This window comes from Bacillus sp. LQ01 (assembly GCF_057624735.1).
The window spans coordinates 1-16,680 of the sequence record NZ_JBYEZL010000010.1; the positions used below are offsets into that span (position 1 = coordinate 1).

At 38.3% G+C, this 16,680-nt stretch carries 25 protein-coding genes; 2 read left to right on the forward strand and 23 right to left on the reverse strand.

Features of this window, described 5'->3' with window-relative positions:
- Nucleotides 1-238: 238 nt before the first annotated feature.
- Nucleotides 239-457, reverse strand: a complete 219-nt coding sequence (locus AC22L0_RS28135) for a hypothetical protein (protein ID WP_000901147.1) — start codon at nt 455-457, stop codon at nt 239-241.
- Between the two features lie 170 nt (nt 458-627).
- On the opposite strand from AC22L0_RS28135, the gene pdaB reads away from it, so the two are divergent.
- Nucleotides 628-1,392, forward strand: coding sequence for a polysaccharide deacetylase family sporulation protein PdaB (gene pdaB / locus AC22L0_RS28140; protein WP_000464705.1), 765 nt, complete (start codon nt 628-630; stop codon nt 1,390-1,392).
- Between the two features lie 117 nt (nt 1,393-1,509).
- On the opposite strand, the gene kbaA is transcribed toward pdaB, so the two are convergent.
- A complete protein-coding gene (gene kbaA, locus AC22L0_RS28145; protein ID WP_001088526.1) occupies nt 1,510-2,121 on the reverse strand; it encodes a KinB signaling pathway activation protein KbaA in 612 nt (203 codons plus the stop codon).
- Between the two features lie 139 nt (nt 2,122-2,260).
- On the opposite strand from kbaA, the gene gerD reads away from it, so the two are divergent.
- Complete coding sequence (gene gerD, locus AC22L0_RS28150) at nt 2,261-2,875, forward strand: spore germination lipoprotein GerD (protein ID WP_000827296.1); 615 nt, start codon at nt 2,261-2,263, stop codon at nt 2,873-2,875.
- Between the two features lie 174 nt (nt 2,876-3,049).
- Here gerD and AC22L0_RS28155 read toward each other — a convergent pair whose 3' ends face one another.
- The 21 genes from AC22L0_RS28155 to rpsE form a co-directional block, all read right to left on the reverse strand.
- Nucleotides 3,050-4,117, reverse strand: a complete 1,068-nt coding sequence (locus AC22L0_RS28155) for an Mrp/NBP35 family ATP-binding protein (RefSeq protein ID WP_000628846.1) — start codon at nt 4,115-4,117, stop codon at nt 3,050-3,052.
- 144 nt (nt 4,118-4,261) lie between these two features.
- The gene (cwlD, locus tag AC22L0_RS28160) at nt 4,262-4,975 is read right to left on the reverse strand and encodes an N-acetylmuramoyl-L-alanine amidase CwlD (RefSeq protein ID WP_000822439.1); all 714 of its coding nucleotides are present in this window, start codon (nt 4,973-4,975) and stop codon (nt 4,262-4,264) included.
- 66 nt (nt 4,976-5,041) lie between these two features.
- A complete protein-coding gene (locus AC22L0_RS28165) occupies nt 5,042-5,470 on the reverse strand; it encodes a DUF2521 family protein (RefSeq protein ID WP_001101005.1) in 429 nt (142 codons plus the stop codon).
- A 162-nt stretch (nt 5,471-5,632) separates the two neighbouring features.
- Nucleotides 5,633-6,025, reverse strand: a complete 393-nt coding sequence (rpsI, locus tag AC22L0_RS28170) for a 30S ribosomal protein S9 (RefSeq protein WP_000079986.1) — start codon at nt 6,023-6,025, stop codon at nt 5,633-5,635.
- 21 nt (nt 6,026-6,046) lie between these two features.
- Nucleotides 6,047-6,484, reverse strand: coding sequence for a 50S ribosomal protein L13 (gene rplM, locus AC22L0_RS28175; RefSeq protein WP_001260793.1), 438 nt, complete (start codon nt 6,482-6,484; stop codon nt 6,047-6,049).
- Between the two features lie 152 nt (nt 6,485-6,636).
- Complete coding sequence (truA, locus tag AC22L0_RS28180; protein ID WP_002098927.1) at nt 6,637-7,380, reverse strand: tRNA pseudouridine(38-40) synthase TruA; 744 nt, start codon at nt 7,378-7,380, stop codon at nt 6,637-6,639.
- 14 nt (nt 7,381-7,394) lie between these two features.
- The gene (locus tag AC22L0_RS28185; RefSeq protein WP_001186526.1) at nt 7,395-8,189 is read right to left on the reverse strand and encodes an energy-coupling factor transporter transmembrane component T family protein; all 795 of its coding nucleotides are present in this window, start codon (nt 8,187-8,189) and stop codon (nt 7,395-7,397) included.
- Nucleotides 8,177-9,058 (reverse strand): energy-coupling factor ABC transporter ATP-binding protein, encoded by an 882-nt coding sequence (locus AC22L0_RS28190; protein WP_000406535.1) that lies wholly within the window; start codon nt 9,056-9,058, stop codon nt 8,177-8,179. The genes AC22L0_RS28185 and AC22L0_RS28190 overlap by 13 nt, the downstream gene beginning before the upstream one ends.
- A complete protein-coding gene (locus tag AC22L0_RS28195) occupies nt 9,034-9,876 on the reverse strand; it encodes an energy-coupling factor ABC transporter ATP-binding protein (RefSeq protein WP_000711759.1) in 843 nt (280 codons plus the stop codon). The genes AC22L0_RS28190 and AC22L0_RS28195 overlap by 25 nt, the downstream gene beginning before the upstream one ends.
- A 103-nt stretch (nt 9,877-9,979) precedes the next feature.
- On the reverse strand, nt 9,980-10,342 hold the full coding sequence (gene rplQ, locus AC22L0_RS28200) for a 50S ribosomal protein L17 (protein WP_000331490.1): 363 nt from the start codon (nt 10,340-10,342) through the stop codon (nt 9,980-9,982).
- A gap of 35 nt (nt 10,343-10,377) precedes the next feature.
- Nucleotides 10,378-11,322: a DNA-directed RNA polymerase subunit alpha gene (locus AC22L0_RS28205; RefSeq protein ID WP_000569643.1), complete on the reverse strand. Its 945-nt coding sequence runs from the start codon at nt 11,320-11,322 to the stop codon at nt 10,378-10,380.
- A 180-nt stretch (nt 11,323-11,502) separates the two neighbouring features.
- On the reverse strand, nt 11,503-11,892 hold the full coding sequence (rpsK, locus tag AC22L0_RS28210; protein WP_000101798.1) for a 30S ribosomal protein S11: 390 nt from the start codon (nt 11,890-11,892) through the stop codon (nt 11,503-11,505).
- A 24-nt stretch (nt 11,893-11,916) separates the two neighbouring features.
- Nucleotides 11,917-12,282, reverse strand: a complete 366-nt coding sequence (rpsM, locus tag AC22L0_RS28215) for a 30S ribosomal protein S13 (protein ID WP_000090788.1) — start codon at nt 12,280-12,282, stop codon at nt 11,917-11,919.
- A gap of 21 nt (nt 12,283-12,303) precedes the next feature.
- Nucleotides 12,304-12,417, reverse strand: a complete 114-nt coding sequence (gene rpmJ, locus AC22L0_RS28220; RefSeq protein ID WP_000868344.1) for a 50S ribosomal protein L36 — start codon at nt 12,415-12,417, stop codon at nt 12,304-12,306.
- A 35-nt stretch (nt 12,418-12,452) separates the two neighbouring features.
- The gene (gene infA / locus AC22L0_RS28225) at nt 12,453-12,671 is read right to left on the reverse strand and encodes a translation initiation factor IF-1 (RefSeq protein WP_001029884.1); all 219 of its coding nucleotides are present in this window, start codon (nt 12,669-12,671) and stop codon (nt 12,453-12,455) included.
- Nucleotides 12,672-12,739: 68 nt separating this feature from the next.
- Nucleotides 12,740-13,486, reverse strand: a complete 747-nt coding sequence (gene map / locus AC22L0_RS28230) for a type I methionyl aminopeptidase (protein WP_000582539.1) — start codon at nt 13,484-13,486, stop codon at nt 12,740-12,742.
- Nucleotides 13,486-14,136 carry an adenylate kinase gene (locus AC22L0_RS28235; RefSeq protein WP_001048989.1) on the reverse strand — a complete coding sequence of 217 codons (651 nt, stop codon included), beginning with the start codon at nt 14,134-14,136 and terminating at the stop codon, nt 13,486-13,488. The genes map and AC22L0_RS28235 overlap by 1 nt, the downstream gene beginning before the upstream one ends.
- A gap of 56 nt (nt 14,137-14,192) precedes the next feature.
- Nucleotides 14,193-15,494, reverse strand: coding sequence for a preprotein translocase subunit SecY (gene secY, locus AC22L0_RS28240; protein WP_000490117.1), 1,302 nt, complete (start codon nt 15,492-15,494; stop codon nt 14,193-14,195).
- Entirely contained in the window at nt 15,494-15,934 is a 441-nt protein-coding gene (gene rplO / locus AC22L0_RS28245; RefSeq protein ID WP_000766081.1) for a 50S ribosomal protein L15, read from the reverse strand. Before rplO ends, secY begins: the two co-directional genes overlap by 1 nt.
- A gap of 33 nt (nt 15,935-15,967) precedes the next feature.
- On the reverse strand, nt 15,968-16,150 hold the full coding sequence (gene rpmD, locus AC22L0_RS28250) for a 50S ribosomal protein L30 (RefSeq protein WP_001085234.1): 183 nt from the start codon (nt 16,148-16,150) through the stop codon (nt 15,968-15,970).
- A 13-nt stretch (nt 16,151-16,163) separates the two neighbouring features.
- The gene (gene rpsE, locus AC22L0_RS28255; protein WP_000554646.1) at nt 16,164-16,664 is read right to left on the reverse strand and encodes a 30S ribosomal protein S5; all 501 of its coding nucleotides are present in this window, start codon (nt 16,662-16,664) and stop codon (nt 16,164-16,166) included.
- Nucleotides 16,665-16,680: the final 16 nt, after the last annotated feature.

The following is a 16,680-nucleotide window of genomic DNA, read 5'->3' on the forward strand; positions in this document are numbered from 1 at the left end:
CAAACTCTCCAATAAAGTTAGTTTGTCTAGCATCTAAAATAAAAATTGACGTTTCACGTTGTTTGTTTCGTTCAGTTTTCAAAGAACTACTTGGTCGCTCATTTGCGACTTCCTTATGTTAACATTTTCGTTTTTCGATGTCAACTAAGTTTTTCAATTTCTTTTTGTCGTTTTCTGCGTTTCCGCATCAGCGACGGTTATTAATTTAACATATACAAACTATTAACGTCAACACTTTTTAATAAAAAATTCTTTTTCTTACATAACGAATACATTCTTCTGTGTTAGCTACTCTCCGGAATAAACAGAAAATGATTTTATATCTTTCTTCCATGGCTTTTTTTACAACTTCATGAATACGCTCATCTTCAAAATCAAATAAAAGTTCCTCTAATTCTCTCTTCAATATGTATTCCATTTCTTTTCTCTCTTCTTTTGTCAACATCAGCCCAAGCAAACAATCACCTCAATAATTCCTTACGCAACAATAAACGTTCCGCTCATTTTCAATTATCACAATCCTATCATCCATTATATCCACTACTTACGATATTAATCCTTTGTTCTCTTTTTTATATTTACAGCATATATGTAACTGAAAAGGATTGGACAAAGGGGCGTAATATTATGTTTTTCTTTTTTATTACGAGTAAGAGAAATTTTAAACACATTAGCTTAATAGTGATACTGTCCTTATTTACAGCATGGCTACTCTTTTTAAAAACATATTCACATGAATCTGCTTTTTCAACTGCTACAGGCCCTAAAGTAATTTACAAAGGAGACACCGCTAAAAAGCAAGTTGCATTTACGTTTGATATTAGTTGGGGAGACAAAAAAGCAATTCCAATCCTAGATACTCTTAAAGAAAGAGAAATTAAGAATGCAACATTCTTCCTTTCTGCTGCATGGGCCGAAAGACACCCCGATATTGTAGAGCGAATCATGAAAGACGGACACGAAATCGGTAGTATGGGGTACAATTACACATCCTACACTTCTCTAGAGACAAATGAAATAAGACGAGACCTTTTACGAGCACAAGATGTTTTTACGAAACTTGGTGTAAAACAAGTCAAGCTGTTACGTCCACCTAGTGGCGAATTTAACAAAGCAACCCTTAAAATCGCAGAATCACTTGGATACACCGTCGTGCATTGGAGTAATAATTCAAACGATTGGAAAAACCCAGGTGTAAATAACATCGTTTCCACTGTCTCTAATAATTTGAAAGGTGGAGATATCGTCTTATTACACGCATCCGATTCTGCCCTTCAAACAAATAGAGCTTTACCGCTGCTCCTGCAAAAAATAAAAAGTGATGGATATGAGCAAATATCCGTATCACAACTTATTTCCAACACAAGTACGAAAAGTGAAGATGTGAAGTAGCTTCTTCCCTACCACTCTTCACGCATAAAAAGCTCTACTACCTTTCAAGAAGGTGGTAGAGCTTTTTTAATCATACCATTTCCAGCATTATAACTGCTGGTGTATAAAATCTCTCTATTAAGCTGATTTACTTGTTTTTCCGATTAAACGATGTAATACAAGTAATTGATATGCGTTACATAACAATAGCGGTATAACCATTAAATATAACCAATCTGTATCATTAATCCGAAGCGCCGGTACCCATTCAAGGATCGTTACAACAACCATAAAGAACAGAGCTGGCACAAATGCTTTTTTATTTGTTTCTTTGCTTTTTACATAAGCAACAATTGCTCCAAACACAAATAATATTCCAGCAACAAGTATGTTATTCCCTAACGAGACTTCCCCATTTGCAATAAGTACAGATCTTAAATACACAAAATCAAATAATACGAATGCAATAAAGAAGAGCTGGACTGCATTCCATAAAGAAGATGAGCGGAACATCCCTAGTCCAAAACGGTGGATTGTTAAATATGCAAAGAATCCCATTTGACTTATAACACTAAAAATAAATCCTACACCCATCAGCCAGAAAGATACTGCTAAAATCTCCTTACCGTCGAAATTTTGAAAAAATTTATTGTACTTGTCCCACTCCAAAACAAAACCAATAATAACTGTGCTAATTCCACCAAGAAACAACGTCGTTAAAAATAGTCGTACCCACTTGCGGCTATTCACAACACATCCCCCATTATCCTTATATTTCTAATTAAATTGTATCAATGACAATTTCAAAAAGCTAGCCATGTTCATGTATAAATTCCTTAAAGATATTTATATTAAAAAGAGAGAACTGTGCTGAAAGGAGTTCCAACTTATGAAACGGATGCTATTCATTTTCGTTTCTTCTTTTCTACTTATCGCACTTGCAGCATGCGCACAAGGAAAAGAAACGAAATCCGAACTAGATTACGATCAAACAAAGAAAATGATTGTTGATATTTTAAAAACAGATCAAGGTAAGAAAGCTATTCAAGATGTATTAACTGATGAAAAAATGAAACAAGCACTCATACTAGATGAAACAGTAGTAAAGAAAACGATTGAAGATGCCATGGTATCCGATAAAGGGCAACAATTCTGGGAAAAGCTCTTTAAAGATCCTGAGTTCTCATCGAAGTTCGCTAAAAGTATGGGGAAAGAACAAACCCAATTAATGAAAACCTTATTAAAAGACCCTGAATACCAAGCAGGCGTTATAGAAATTATGAAAAATCCTGAAGTAGAAAAAATGATGTTACAAACAATGAAGAGTAAAGAATACCGTCAATATCTACAACAAGTACTAACAGAAACTGCTGAAAGTCCACTCTTCCAAGCCAAGATGATTGATATCATTAGTAAAGGTGTGCAAAAAGCTGAAAAAGGCGGATCTGGTAAGAAAGAAGCAGGCGGTGACGGTGGTTCTCAAGGCGGGAAGAAGGAAGAATAGTAAAAAATAATAACTATAATAACGAGTGGACAATTTATACATTGTTCACTCGTTATTACTTTATCTTGCTATTAACAGACGAAATGGCCCCCTCTAGTTAAGCGAAAGGTTTACTAGCAACAAAAGCCTTATTGTTGGCAGTAACAGGTGAACCCCACTGATTAAAGTTTCACTTTATTTTTGTGTAACAGCTGTTCTATCAATTACTGTTTCAGCTATTTTACTATAAATAATGCCCGTTGTATGTGTATCTTCATATACTGAAGGAGCAAAGTCTTCTTTATTCCAATCGGGTTGTTGTAGCGGAATGCGACCAAGAACATTCGTTTGTAATTCGGTAGCTAACTTATCTCCCCCGCCTTTTCCAAATACATATTCTTTCTCACCAGTTACCTTACTTTCAAAATATGCCATATTCTCAACAACACCAAGAATACTATGTTCAGTGCGCAATGCCATCGCTCCAGCACGCGCTGCTACAAACGCAGCTGTTGGATGAGGCGTCGTTACAATAATCTCTTTGCAAGATGGCAACATTGAGTGCACATCTAACGCAACATCACCTGTGCCTGGTGGCAAATCTAGTACTAAATAATCTAAATCGCCCCATTCTACTTCTGTGAAGAAGTGGTTTAACATTTTCCCAAGCATAGGTCCTCTCCAAATAACTGGTGCATTATCCTCTACAAAGAAGCCCATTGAGATTACCTTTACACCTAAACGTTCCACCGGAATTATCTTGTCACCTCTTACGATAGGACGTTTTTCTATCCCCATCATGTCTGGCACACTAAAACCGTAAATGTCCGCATCAATAATACCAACTTTTTTTCCTAAACGAGCTAAAGCAACTGCAAGGTTAACGGAAACAGTTGATTTTCCCACGCCACCTTTTCCACTCGCTACTGCTAAGAATGTTGTTTTTGAATTAGGTGACAATAAAGATTCACTTTGCTCTTCTTCTTGTTCCGGTGCAAACTGAGCTAATTCCTCTTCTGTAAATTCTGCAAAACGAAGTCCAACTGTTGCTGCCCCAAGTTCTTTTACTAACTTTACAATTCCAGATTGCAACTGCATTTGTTCCGCTGTACCGGTTTTTACGATTGCAATTTTGACACTCACATGTTCCTTCTCTGGCTTGACTGTTACCTCTTTAATTGCACTTGTTTCTTTTAATGTTTTATGTAAAAACGGATCTACAATCCCTTCTAACGCTTCAACCACTTGCTCTTTCGTTATCATAATTAGCCCAGCCCCCTGTATGAAAAATAACGTAATGTTAATTTAATTTATCTCTGCTTATCCTTGAAATAAATGCGTTTACATTTCCAGTATAACATATTTTCCGAAAACTTCGTTAACGAGAGAAGCTCAAAAAAATCCTCCTTATTCTGGAGGATTTCCTTTTTCCGTGAAATAACGTAATATACCACGGTATATTGCAGCTGCTACCTTTTGCTGATATTTCTCCGAATTTAACATATACCTTTCGTTCACATTCGATAAAAAGCCAGCTTCAATTAAAGCACCTGGTGTTTTAGAATACTTTAATAAATATACATGCGAAATTGTCTTAGCAGAACGATTCGTGTTTTCTAAACTTGTTCTCAATTCAGCCTGTATAAATTTTGCAGCACGTTCATTTTCAATCGAAGAGCGGTAATAGAACGTTTGTGCGCCTTTCGATCCACTACTAGTTAAAGCATTTAAATGAATACTTGCAAAAAAGTCTACATCAGGTTTATTGATGATTTCCACACGTTTTTTTAAATCCTCTGCTTTACGTCTACTATATGACTTTGTATCTTTGTTAGCTAAATCATAATCTCCCTCACGCGTTAAAATAACTAGTGCACCTTGTTCTTGTAAATAGTCTTGTACCTTTTTTGTAATTTCAAGCGTAATATCCTTTTCTATAATATCCTTTCCACCAACAGCCCCTCCATCTGGTCCACCATGCCCAGCATCTAATACAATTACTTTCCCTGATAAGGGTAAATTCCAAGCTCGCCACGATTTTGTAATTTGAAATTCTTGTTTAACTAAAAAAAACAATACAACCGCAGCGAGTGCAAAAGAGATAATTCGAATTCTCTTCATACCTTTCCTCCTCCAGCTAGTCCCTCTAATTACTTATATGGGACAAGAGGAAAGTTTATGCTTGTCTTAATGAAGCTTTAATCGATATCTTCTTTCACCTTTTTCATACCCTTCTTGCCACCACAATCCTATAAACTGCTGACAAGATTCAAAAAGTAATTCCTCATCTTTCAACTTTATTTCTCGCATAGTCATACTCGTTAAAAATTGAAATAGCGTTTCAGTTAATTGTTGTTCTTCTTCTAAAGCTCTATATTTCACATCAAAAAACGATTCACCATAATAACCAAATTTACTGTATCTCGCTCCTAATAAATAAGATTCTATCCCTAATTCAATACAGTAATCTTCATACTGACGATGAAGCTCTTGCATTTGAAAGGCATCACGAATATTTGAACGCAATGTTTTTAATGATAATTCCCGCAACATCTTCCGCTCGTATTTTAACTGCTTTTCTTTTTGTTTTTCTTGTAAGCTGACAATGACATTCATAGTACTTATAAACCTCCCTAATACGTATTAGTCTAAACTTCTAAAGAAGAAGCATACGCGTGGCGGTAGCACTAAAATATTCCAAGCTATAAAAATTGCAAAAGAGGAATGAAACATAAAAAAACCCCAACCAAAATGGTTGGGGTTTGTAGTTCACAAAAATTAACGTTTTGAGAACTGAGGTGCACGACGTGCGCCTTTAAGACCGTATTTTTTACGCTCTTTCATACGTGCGTCACGAGTTAATAGACCTGCACGTTTTAGTGTTAGACGGTATTCTGGATCAGCTTTTAATAAAGCGCGAGAAATACCGTGACGAATAGCACCAGCTTGACCAGTGTATCCACCACCATTTACGTTTACAAGTACATCGTAGTTACCTAAAGTTTCTGTTGCAACTAGAGGTTGTTTCACTACTTCACGTAATGCAGCAAATGGGATATAGTTTTCAAAATCACGACCGTTAATGATAACGCGTCCTTCGCCTGGAACTAGGCGTACGCGCGCTACTGAACTCTTACGACGTCCAGTGCCATAGTATTGAACCTGTGCCAAAGTAAGCCCTCCTTTAATTAATTATCCGCGAAGTTCGTAAACTTCTGGTTTTTGTGCTTGGTGTGGATGCTCTGCTCCAGCATACACGTTAAGTTTCTTAGAAACTTGACGGCCTAAGCGTCCTTTTGGAAGCATGCCTTTAATTGCAAGCTCTAACATTTGTACAGGGTAGTTTGTACGCATTTCAAGAGCTGTTCTTTGCTTAAGTCCACCTGGGTGGTTAGTGTGACGGTAGTAAATTTTATCGTTTAATTTATTACCTGTTAAATGAATTTTCTCAGCGTTAATAATAATTACATGATCACCCGTGTCAACGTGTGGTGTAAATGTAGGTTTGTTTTTACCACGTAAAATGGATGCTACTTCACTAGCAAGGCGACCTAAAGTTTGACCTTCAGCATCAACCACATACCATTTACGCTCAACTTCGTTAGCTTTTGCCATAAAAGTCGTACGCATGTGTTTCCCTCCTCGTTATCTTTTCCATAGAAAAAATCTATTGTTTATCTTAAACACGATTTCCTTCCGGGGCTAATCGTGGTTTTAGAAACAATACCATATGTTATGATATACTTTTGAGTTTCTAATGTCAAGCAAATGTTACACCAGGATTAGTTGTTATAGTTTACCTCCCATAAGTAAAGCCCATGACCTGGAGCCATCTTTCCAGCAAACTGACGATTTTGTTTCGCTAAAATCTCTGGAATGCTATCAGGATCAAGCTTTCCTTGCCCTACGCTAAGTAACGTACCAACAATAATTCTGACCATATTATATAAAAATCCATTACCTACAAAACGAAAAATTATTTCATCATTTTGTTCAATTAACTCGATTTCATAAATTGTTCGCACTTTATCTTTTTTGTCAGTTTTTGCCGAACAAAAAGAAGTGAAATCATGTGTTCCAATAAAATAAGGAATTGCTTTTCTTATAGAGTTGATTTCGAGCGGGTATGGATATTGATATACGTAATTTCTACGGAATACATCCGCAGTCTTTGATAATAATACACGATAACGATATTCTTTTTTCTCAACACCGTAACGTGCATGAAATTCTTCTGTTTTTTTCTCTACTTGCCTAATAACAATATCATCTGGCAACATTGTGTTTAAAGCATTAATCCATTGCCACTCTTCAAGAGACAAAGGAGTATCAAAGTGTATTACTTGTCCTTTTGCATGAACTGTAGAATCTGTTCTACCAGATGCCTGAACACGAACAAGTTCTCCCTTATGCAATTTCTGCAATGCTTTTTCTATCTCCTGTTGAACAGTACGATGGTTCGGCTGAATTTGATAACCACAAAAATGCATGCCATCATATGCAACCGTACATTTTATTCTATCCATTTCTCTATTCTCCATTACGATCGCACCCATGCCAAAATACAAGCTAAACAAAATAAGCTGACAATCGTTACTGTATCGCTTGTTTTCCAGCGTAGTTGCCTAAATTTAGTACGTCCTTCACCACTTTGATATCCACGAGCTTCCATCGCAATGGCTAAGTCCTCTGCACGCTTAAAAGCACTGATAAACAGAGGAACGAGCAGTGAAATAATAGCTTTCATTCTATCTTTTATCGGTCCCCCGGCAAAATCAATACCACGTGACGCTTGTGCTTTCATTATTTTACTCGTTTCATCCATTAATGTCGGGATAAAACGAAGAGAAATTGACATCATTAATGCGATTTCATGAACAGGAACCTTTATACGCTTCAACGGCTTTAATAACGTCTCCAAACCATCTGTAATTTCAATAGGTGTCGTCGTTAACGTTAATAATGTCGTCATTAAAATAATAACGAAGAATCGTACAGAAATGTATATCCCTTGCTCTAATCCTTTTTCATATATCGAAAACCAACCAAGCTGGAATAGTACATCCCCCTCCTTATTTGTAAAAATATGCAGGAAAAATGTAAAAAGAAAAATCCATAAAATTGGTTTTAAGCCCGAAAGTACATAACGAATCGGCACTTTTGCAAAAAATAAAGCAATGAGTGCATATAAAAATAAAAATCCATATGAAATCGCATTATTTGCTAAGAAAACAACAAATACATATAAAAAGACAATCAGCAGCTTCGTACGTGGATCAAGTTGATGAATAAGTGAATTCCCCGGGATATATCTCCCAATAATCAACTGCTGCATGATTCATGACCACCTTTTCGTAACACCTGCACAACTTCATGAGTAAGATCCTCTAAAGATAAGGTAGCCTTTGGAATTGAAATACCAAACTTCTCTTCAATTGCACGTTTATACTTTAATGACATAGGAAGATCCACACCAATTTTCTCTAGTTCATCGGCATGTGAAAATACTTCCTCTGCACTTCCTTGCAAAAAGACCGTTCCTTTATGCATAACTACAATCTGCTCCGCATACTGAGCAGCATCCTCCATATTATGCGTTACAAGGATAACTGTAAGCCCCTTTTCCTTGTGCAGCTTATAAAACATCTCCATAAGTTCGTTCTGCCCTTTTGGATCTAGTCCTGCTGTAGGTTCATCTAATACAAGCACTTCAGGTTCCATCGCCAGTACACCCGCTATAGCAACACGTCTCATTTGTCCACCACTTAATTCGAACGGAGAACGTGTTAACAGTTCCGGTTCTAGCCCTACAAGTTCAATTGCCTTTCTAGCCTTTTGCCTTGCTTCGTCTACAGATACTCCAAAATTAGTAGGGCCGAAACAAATATCTTTCTCCACAGTCTCTTCAAACAACTGATGTTCTGGGAATTGAAAGACAACCCCTACTTTTTTACGTAGTGGCTTTAACTTTTTTTCTTTCTTTCCTGCCGAAATCAAATGTTCACCAATTTGAACTGTACCATTTGTCGGCTGCAATAAACCATTTAAATGTTGAATCATCGTTGACTTACCTGAACCAGTATGACCAATAATGGCATAATAGCCCCCACTTGGAAACGACACATCTACATCATAAAGTGCGCGTCTTTCAAATGGAGTTTTATATTGATAACGATGCTCTACTTTTTGGAATGTAATCTCCAAAGTTCGTTCACCAAGCTTTCCATTGTAAGATGCGTATTTTGCAAGAGAATTTCATTTCTTTTTAATAATTCTGCTATTTTCACTGAAAACGGTACATCTAAGCCAATTTCTTGGAGCATATGAGAGGATTTGAAAATTTTTTCTGGAGTCCCTTCCTCTAATATTTCTCCCTTATTTAAAATAATGACACGATCTGACTGTGCCGCTTCTTCTAAATCGTGCGTAATCGATAACACGGTAATACCTTTTTGAGTAACAAGTTGTCTAACCGTTTCTACTACTTCACGTCTCCCTTGAGGGTCTAACATTGACGTTGCTTCATCTAATATTAAAATAGATGGTTGAAGTGCTAAAACGCCTGCTATTGCCACTCGCTGCTTTTGCCCACCAGATAAGGAATGAGGCTCATCATTAAGAAAATCTTCCATACGGACAAGTCGCAAGGCCTGTTCTAATCTTTCAATCATTTGTTCTCTTGGCATTCCGATATTCTCTAAGCCAAATACAACATCATCTTGCACTGTTGTTCCAACAAATTGATTATCTGGATTTTGAAATACCATTCCAATTTGTTTTCGAACATCCCATACCGTTTCCTCTGATAAAACCATTGTATCATTTACTGTAATAGTCCCTGCTTCTGGCAAAAACAAACCATTCAATAATTTTGCAAGTGTAGACTTTCCTGAACCGTTTTGTCCAATAATAGATACCCATTCTCCCTCATATAAGGAAAATGAAACATCTTTTAATGCATAAGTGGCTGCCCCAGGATATTGAAATGATATATTTTCTATCCGAAGTTTCTCTTTTTTCAATAGAAGGCACCCTTTCCTTCGCACAGTTAGCCTATTTTTATATTTAAAAAAAAGGGCCATGACCAGTTTCTTGAAAAGAACTGTCCTGCCCTTTTAATTATCATTATACTAACTCGATAATTACCATTGGTGCTGCGTCTCCGCGACGTGGACCAATTTTTGCAATACGAGTGTATCCGCCTTGGCGCTCAGCATAGCGTGGAGCTACATCAGCGAATAGTTTTTGAAGTGCATCTTGACCAGTCTCAGCGTTAGCTACTTCATTGCGAATGAAAGCTGCTGCTTGACGACGAGCATGAAGATCTCCGCGTTTACCTAAAGTGATCATTTTTTCCACTACAGAACGAAGTTCTTTTGCACGAGTTTCTGTCGTTTGGATGCGCTCGTTGATAATTAAATCAGTAGCTAAATCACGTAACATAGCTTTACGTTGCGCACTTGTACGGCCTAATTTTCTGTATGCCATTCGTAGTTCCCTCCTTTGTTGATGGGTTTAAATCCTCAGTCGTCTTTACGTAAACCTAAACCTAATTCCTCAAGTTTATGTTTAACTTCTTCTAAGGATTTACGTCCTAAGTTACGAACTTTCATCATATCTTCTTCTGTTTTGTTCGCAAGCTCTTGTACAGTATTAATTCCTGCACGTTTTAGGCAATTATAAGAACGAACAGAAAGGTCTAGTTCTTCGATAGTCATCTCAAGAACTTTCTCTTTTTGATCTTCTTCCTTCTCGACCATAATCTCAGCATTTTGTGCTTCATCAGTTAAACCAACAAAGATATTTAAATGCTCAGTTAAGATTTTGGCACCTAAAGAGATAGCTTCTTTTGGCCCGATGCTTCCATCCGTCCATACATCAAGCGTAAGCTTATCATAATTAGCCACTTGTCCGACACGTGTCTTTTCCACTTGGTAAGTCACACGTGATACTGGAGTATAAATAGAATCAATAGGAATTACTCCTATTGGTTGATCTTCGCTTTTATTTGCATCAGCTGGCGTATACCCACGGCCACGCTTTGCAGTTAAACGCACGCGGAAATGCGCATCTTTTGCTAACGTTGCAATGTGTAAATCTGGATTTAAGATTTCTACATCACTATCGTGAGTAATATCAGCAGCTGTGACAATACCTTCGCCCTGTACATCAATTTCCAACGTCTTCTCTTCTTCAGAGTAGATTTTAAGAGCTAACTTTTTCAAGTTTAAGATGATCGTCGTAACGTCTTCTACTACGCCCTCAACTGTTGAAAATTCATGTAATACGCCATCGATTTGGATAGCAGTAACAGCGGCACCAGGGAGTGAGGATAAAAGAATACGACGTAAGGAGTTACCCAAAGTAGTACCATATCCACGCTCAAGCGGTTCAATTACGAATTTACCATATTTAGCATCTTCGTTAAGTTCAACCGTTTCGATTTTCGGCTTTTCGATTTCAATCATTAACTAAACCCTCCTTCAAAACGTCGAAACCCCGGTTAAACAAAGGTATAACCCCTGTCTAACCGAAAGTCCCCCTTAGGCAGTTCCCGATTGTGCACAACAAGCGATGTTTCTGTACGAAATTTCTCGATAATGCATCATATCCATTATAGACAAAAGGGAAAATTCTATACAGAAAAATTACACACGACGACGTTTTGGTGGACGACATCCATTATGAGGAACTGGAGTAACATCTCTAATTGCTGTTACTTCTAGACCTGCAGCTTGAAGAGCACGAATTGCAGCTTCACGACCAGCACCAGGACCTTTAACAGTAACCTCTAAAGTTTTTAAACCGTGTTCCATTGCAGCTTTAGCAGCAGTTTCAGCAGCCATTTGCGCAGCGAATGGAGTAGATTTACGAGATCCACGGAAACCAAGTGCACCAGCACTAGACCAAGAAAGTGCGTTACCGTGAGTATCTGTAAGTGTTACGATTGTGTTGTTGAAAGTAGAACGAATATGAGCTATACCTGCTTCAATATTCTTTTTCACACGTTTTTTACGAGTGTTTGTTTTACGTGCCATTGTTAGTTCAACCTCCTTTACTTATTATTTCTTTTTATTTGCTACTGTACGACGTGGACCTTTACGTGTACGAGCATTGTTTTTAGAGTTTTGACCACGAACTGGTAAACCACGACGGTGACGAAGACCACGGTAAGAACCGATCTCCATTAGACGTTTGATGTTAAGAGATACTTCACGACGAAGGTCTCCCTCAACTTTAATACGATCGATGATATCACGGATACGTCCTAATTCGTCTTCCGTTAAATCACGAACTCGTGTTTCTTCAGAAATACCTGCTTCAGCAAGAATTTTTTCAGCAGTTGTGCGACCAATGCCGAATACGTAAGTTAAAGAAATAACAACGCGTTTGTCTCGAGGAATATCTACACCTGCGATACGTGCCATTACGAATGCACCTCCTTCTGATTAACCTTGTTTTTGTTTATGTTTAGGGTTTTCACAAATAACCATTACTTTTCCACGTCTACGAATAACTTTACATTTTTCGCAGATTGGTTTAACTGACGGTCTTACTTTCATGTCTCGAACCTCCTTAAAGATTACGGAGTGCTATATTATTTAAAACGGTACGTAATACGACCACGATTTAAATCGTACGGAGATAATTCTACCGTAACTTTGTCTCCTGGTAAAATACGAATGAAGTTCATACGGATTTTACCAGAAACGTGAGCCAATACGACATGCCCATTCTCTAATTCTACTTTGAACATAGCATTTGGCAACGTTTCAAGAACGGTACCTTCGACTTCAATTACATCATCTTTAGCCATTCAATAGTTCTCCCTTCTTCAAATCAGTAACATTTTACACTGCTCTGAAATCCCGGAGAGCCAGCTACTTATAAAGTGGTAAGGATTTCGTATCCTGCTTCTGTAAGAGCAATCGTGTGCTCAAAATGGGCACACCATTTACCATCTACCGTTACCACTGTCCAGTCATCAGATAGTGTTTTTACATATCGTCTTCCTTGATTCACCATCGGCTCAACACAGATGACCATTCCCGGCTTTAATCTAGGGCCTCTATTTGGTGGACCATAGTGCGGGATTTGAGGGTCCTCATGTAAGTCTTGCCCGATTCCGTGACCAACATACTCCCTAACGATCGAGAATCCATTCTCTTCAGCATGGGTTTGAACCGCATGTGAGATATTTGATAATCTCTCGCCTGGTTTTACTTGTTCTAGACCAAGATACAACGATTTTTCTGTGACATCAAGTAGCTTTTGAACAGATTCAGAAATGTTTCCAACTGGATACGTCCATGCAGAATCTCCATGGTACCCATTGTATTTCGCACCAATATCGATACTGATGATATCGCCCTCTTTGAGCTTGCGCTTCCCTGGAATTCCGTGTACAAGCTCTTCATTTACAGAAGCACATATGCTCCCCGGAAATCCGTTGTATCCTTTAAAAGATGGCGTAGCACCATATTTTTGAATCGTCTTTTCCGCTATTTGATCGAGCTCTTTCGTTGTAATTCCTGGAGTAATGTGCTGTTTCAACTCTTGATGAGTCAAAGCAACGATCCTGCCAGCTTCTCGCATGATTTCTATCTCGCGAGGAGTTTTGCAGATTATCATTACGCTAAGCCTCCGATGAGAACATCGATATCAGCAAATACTTTATTGATATCTTGCTCACCATTAATGCTTTGTAAGTAACCAAGCTCTTCGTAGAAATCAAGCAAAGGTTTTGTTTGCTTAATATTTACATCTAAACGATTTGCTACAGTTTCTTCATTGTCATCAGAGCGTTGATATAATTCGCCACCACATTTATCGCACACATCAGCTTTTGCTGGTGGATTGAATTCTAAATGGTAAGTCGCACCGCACTCTTTACAAATGCGACGGCCTGTAAGGCGTTTTAATAACAACCCTGAATCCACATTAATGTTTAAAACATAGTCGATTTTTTTGCCAAGATCTTTCATAATTTCTTCAAGAGCTGATGCTTGTGCAACAGTTCGTGGGAAACCGTCTAGTAAGAAACCTCTTACGCAGTCGTCTTGACTTAAACGTTCACGAACGATTCCGATTGTAACTTCATCTGGAACAAGTGCACCTTTATCAATAAAAGATTTTGCTTGTAGACCCATTTCAGTTTCAGCCTTCATAGCTGCACGGAACATGTCTCCTGTTGAAATGTGAGGGATGTTATACTTGGCAACAATCTGTTCGGCTTGTGTACCTTTACCAGCACCAGGAAGCCCCATTAAAATTAAGTTCATCCTTGTTCCCCCTCAGAGTACATGAGCATGTAGGGAAGACAATTCTTCCCACTTACTCACTGCTTGATAAACCCTTTGTAATGGCGTTTTACCAGTTGGCTTTCTAGCTGCTTCATTGTTTCTAAAGCAACGCCGACAACGATTAACATACTCGTTCCACCGATCTGTGCAGATGGAGGAAGATTTCCCAATTTCGTAAAGATAACTGGTAAGATTGCAATCGCTGCTAGGAAAATTGATCCTACAAAGGTCAAACGATACAAGATTTTTGTTAGATATTGTTCCGTATTCTTACCCGGACGAATACCTGGAACATATCCACCTTGCTTGTTTAGATTCTCTGACATTTGCTCTGGATTAACCTGAACAAATGCATAGAAATATGTGAAGGCTACAATGAGCGCAACATATATGATCATTCCCACTGGGTGAGAATAGTTAAAGTTTGCAATAATCCACTGCGATACATCATGTTTCGGGAAGAACTGTGCAATAGTCGGAGGCGTAATTAAGAATGAAACAGCAAAAATTACTGGAATAACACCAGCACTATTTACCTTAAGCGGTAAATGTGTGTTTTGTGCTCCAGCATAACCACCATTTCCTCCTGTTACACGCTTCGCATATTGAATTGGGATCTTTCTAACAGCCTGTTGAATGAAAATAACACCCACAATAACTGCTAGCACAGCTAGTAAAATCAATGCAACTTTAACGATACTCATGAACAATTGATCTCCGATATTTTGAAACTGTTGCTGATACACTTGAGATATAACACTTGGGATCGCTGCGGCAATACCGCCAAAGATAAGGATGGAAATACCATTACCTACACCTTTAGCTGTAATCTGTTCACCTAACCACATTAAAAATGCAGTACCAGCAGTCAGTACCGTAGCAATGTATAAATAAGTGCTCCAACCTGGATTCAAAATTAATTGTCCACCTACCATACCGTTAAAACCGATTGACATACCAAACCCCTGAATAAACGCAAGAACAATTGTAAAGTAACGCGTGAATTGCGTTAATTTACGACGGCCCATTTCACCTTGCTTCGACCATTCCGAAAATTTAGGAACAACATCCATCTGCAATAATTGCACGATGATGGATGCTGTAATATACGGCATGATTCCCATCGCAAAGATGGAGAAGTTTTTCAAGGCTCCACCGCCAAATGTATTTAGAATACCTAAAGCATTTAATTGATCTTGTGCCTTCAGTACGTCTCCATTTGTAAATGGCACGGGGATAAACGTGCCAATCCTGAATACGATTAACATCGCTAAAGTGAATAATATTTTACGTCTTATCTCAGCAACGCGCATAAAGTTGGAGATTGTACGAAACATTAGATCACCTCAACTGATCCGCCAGCTGCTTCAATTGCTTCTTTAGCACTTGAAGAGAACTTGTGCGCTTTAACAGTTAGTTTTTTCTCTACTGCTCCGCTTGCAAGAACTTTAACACCGTCGTTTAACTTGCTGATAACGCCAGTTTCCAGCAATAATTCAGGTGTTACTTCTGTACCATCTTCAAAACGATTTAACGTTGATAAGTTTACAATAGCAAACTCTTTACGGTTAATGTTTGTGAAGCCGCGTTTTGGTAAACGACGGAATAATGGAGTTTGACCACCTTCGAAGCCAAGACGAACACCGCCGCCAGAACGTGCGTTTTGTCCTTTATGACCTTTACCAGCAGTTTTACCGTTACCAGAACCGATACCACGACCGACACGGTTACGTACTTTACGAGAACCTTCTGCAGGTTTTAATTCATGAAGTTTCATTCCCAGGCACCTCCTTATATTAATGAGTTATCCTTAAGCTTCTTTTACAGTTACAAGGTGAGAAACTTTGTTGATCATACCAAGAATAGCAGGAGTTTCTTCCTTAACTACAGTTGAATTCAACTTTTTAAGACCTAAAGCTTCTACCGTCGCACGTTGATCTTGTGGACGACCAATTACACTACGAGTGAGGGTAATTTCTAACTTTTTCGCCATTTGTTTTCCCTCCTTAACCTAGTAGCTCTTCTACAGATTTACCGCGTAATTTTGCAACATCTTCAGCGCGCTTAAGTTCGCTTAATCCGTTCACAGTAGCGCGAATCATGTTGATTGGTGTGTTAGAACCAAGAGATTTCGAAAGAATATCTTGTACACCAGCTAATTCAAGGACCGCACGAACAGGTCCACCAGCAATAACACCAGTACCCTCAGCAGCAGGTTTTAAGAATACTTCACCAGCGCCAAAATGACCGTTGATTGTGTGTGGAATTGTTGTACCAACTAATGGTACAGCGATTAAGTTTTTCTTAGCGTCTTCGATAGCTTTACGGATTGCGTCTGGTACCTCTTGTGCTTTACCAGTACCGAATCCAACATGACCGTTTTTATCGCCAACTACAACTAGTGCAGCAAAGCGGAAACGACGACCACCCTTAACAACTTTCGCGACACGATTTATCGTAACTACACGTTCTTCAAGTTCTAATTTACTTGGGTCAATGCGATGCATCAATTTTCCCTCCTTT

What these genes read in the sequence shown, in the direction of transcription:
- rpsK (WP_000101798.1), bottom strand. Translation starts at nt 11,892, where the DNA reads ATGGCACGTAAAACAAACACTCGTAAAAAACGTGTGAAAAAGAATATT.
- AC22L0_RS28205 (WP_000569643.1), bottom strand. Translation starts at nt 11,322, where the DNA reads ATGATTGAAATCGAAAAGCCGAAAATCGAAACGGTTGAACTTAACGAA.
- pdaB (WP_000464705.1), top strand. Translation starts at nt 628, where the DNA reads ATGTTTTTCTTTTTTATTACGAGTAAGAGAAATTTTAAACACATTAGC.
- AC22L0_RS28155 (WP_000628846.1), bottom strand. Translation starts at nt 4,117, where the DNA reads ATGATAACGAAAGAGCAAGTGGTTGAAGCGTTAGAAGGGATTGTAGAT.
- rplQ (WP_000331490.1), bottom strand. Translation starts at nt 10,342, where the DNA reads ATGGCATACAGAAAATTAGGCCGTACAAGTGCGCAACGTAAAGCTATG.
- rpsE (WP_000554646.1), bottom strand. Translation starts at nt 16,664, where the DNA reads ATGCATCGCATTGACCCAAGTAAATTAGAACTTGAAGAACGTGTAGTT.
- rplO (WP_000766081.1), bottom strand. Translation starts at nt 15,934, where the DNA reads ATGAAACTTCATGAATTAAAACCTGCAGAAGGTTCTCGTAAAGTACGT.
- rpmJ (WP_000868344.1), bottom strand. Translation starts at nt 12,417, where the DNA reads ATGAAAGTAAGACCGTCAGTTAAACCAATCTGCGAAAAATGTAAAGTT.
- rpmD (WP_001085234.1), bottom strand. Translation starts at nt 16,150, where the DNA reads ATGGCGAAAAAGTTAGAAATTACCCTCACTCGTAGTGTAATTGGTCGT.
- rplM (WP_001260793.1), bottom strand. Translation starts at nt 6,484, where the DNA reads ATGCGTACGACTTTTATGGCAAAAGCTAACGAAGTTGAGCGTAAATGG.
- AC22L0_RS28185 (WP_001186526.1), bottom strand. Translation starts at nt 8,189, where the DNA reads ATGCAGCAGTTGATTATTGGGAGATATATCCCGGGGAATTCACTTATT.
- gerD (WP_000827296.1), top strand. Translation starts at nt 2,261, where the DNA reads ATGAAACGGATGCTATTCATTTTCGTTTCTTCTTTTCTACTTATCGCA.
- infA (WP_001029884.1), bottom strand. Translation starts at nt 12,671, where the DNA reads ATGGCTAAAGATGATGTAATTGAAGTCGAAGGTACCGTTCTTGAAACG.
- secY (WP_000490117.1), bottom strand. Translation starts at nt 15,494, where the DNA reads ATGTTTCGTACAATCTCCAACTTTATGCGCGTTGCTGAGATAAGACGT.
- AC22L0_RS28165 (WP_001101005.1), bottom strand. Translation starts at nt 5,470, where the DNA reads ATGAATGTCATTGTCAGCTTACAAGAAAAACAAAAAGAAAAGCAGTTA.
- map (WP_000582539.1), bottom strand. Translation starts at nt 13,486, where the DNA reads ATGATAATCTGCAAAACTCCTCGCGAGATAGAAATCATGCGAGAAGCT.
- AC22L0_RS28235 (WP_001048989.1), bottom strand. Translation starts at nt 14,136, where the DNA reads ATGAACTTAATTTTAATGGGGCTTCCTGGTGCTGGTAAAGGTACACAA.
- cwlD (WP_000822439.1), bottom strand. Translation starts at nt 4,975, where the DNA reads ATGAAGAGAATTCGAATTATCTCTTTTGCACTCGCTGCGGTTGTATTG.
- rpsM (WP_000090788.1), bottom strand. Translation starts at nt 12,282, where the DNA reads ATGGCACGTATCGCAGGTGTAGATATTCCTCGAGACAAACGCGTTGTT.
- truA (WP_002098927.1), bottom strand. Translation starts at nt 7,380, where the DNA reads ATGGATAGAATAAAATGTACGGTTGCATATGATGGCATGCATTTTTGT.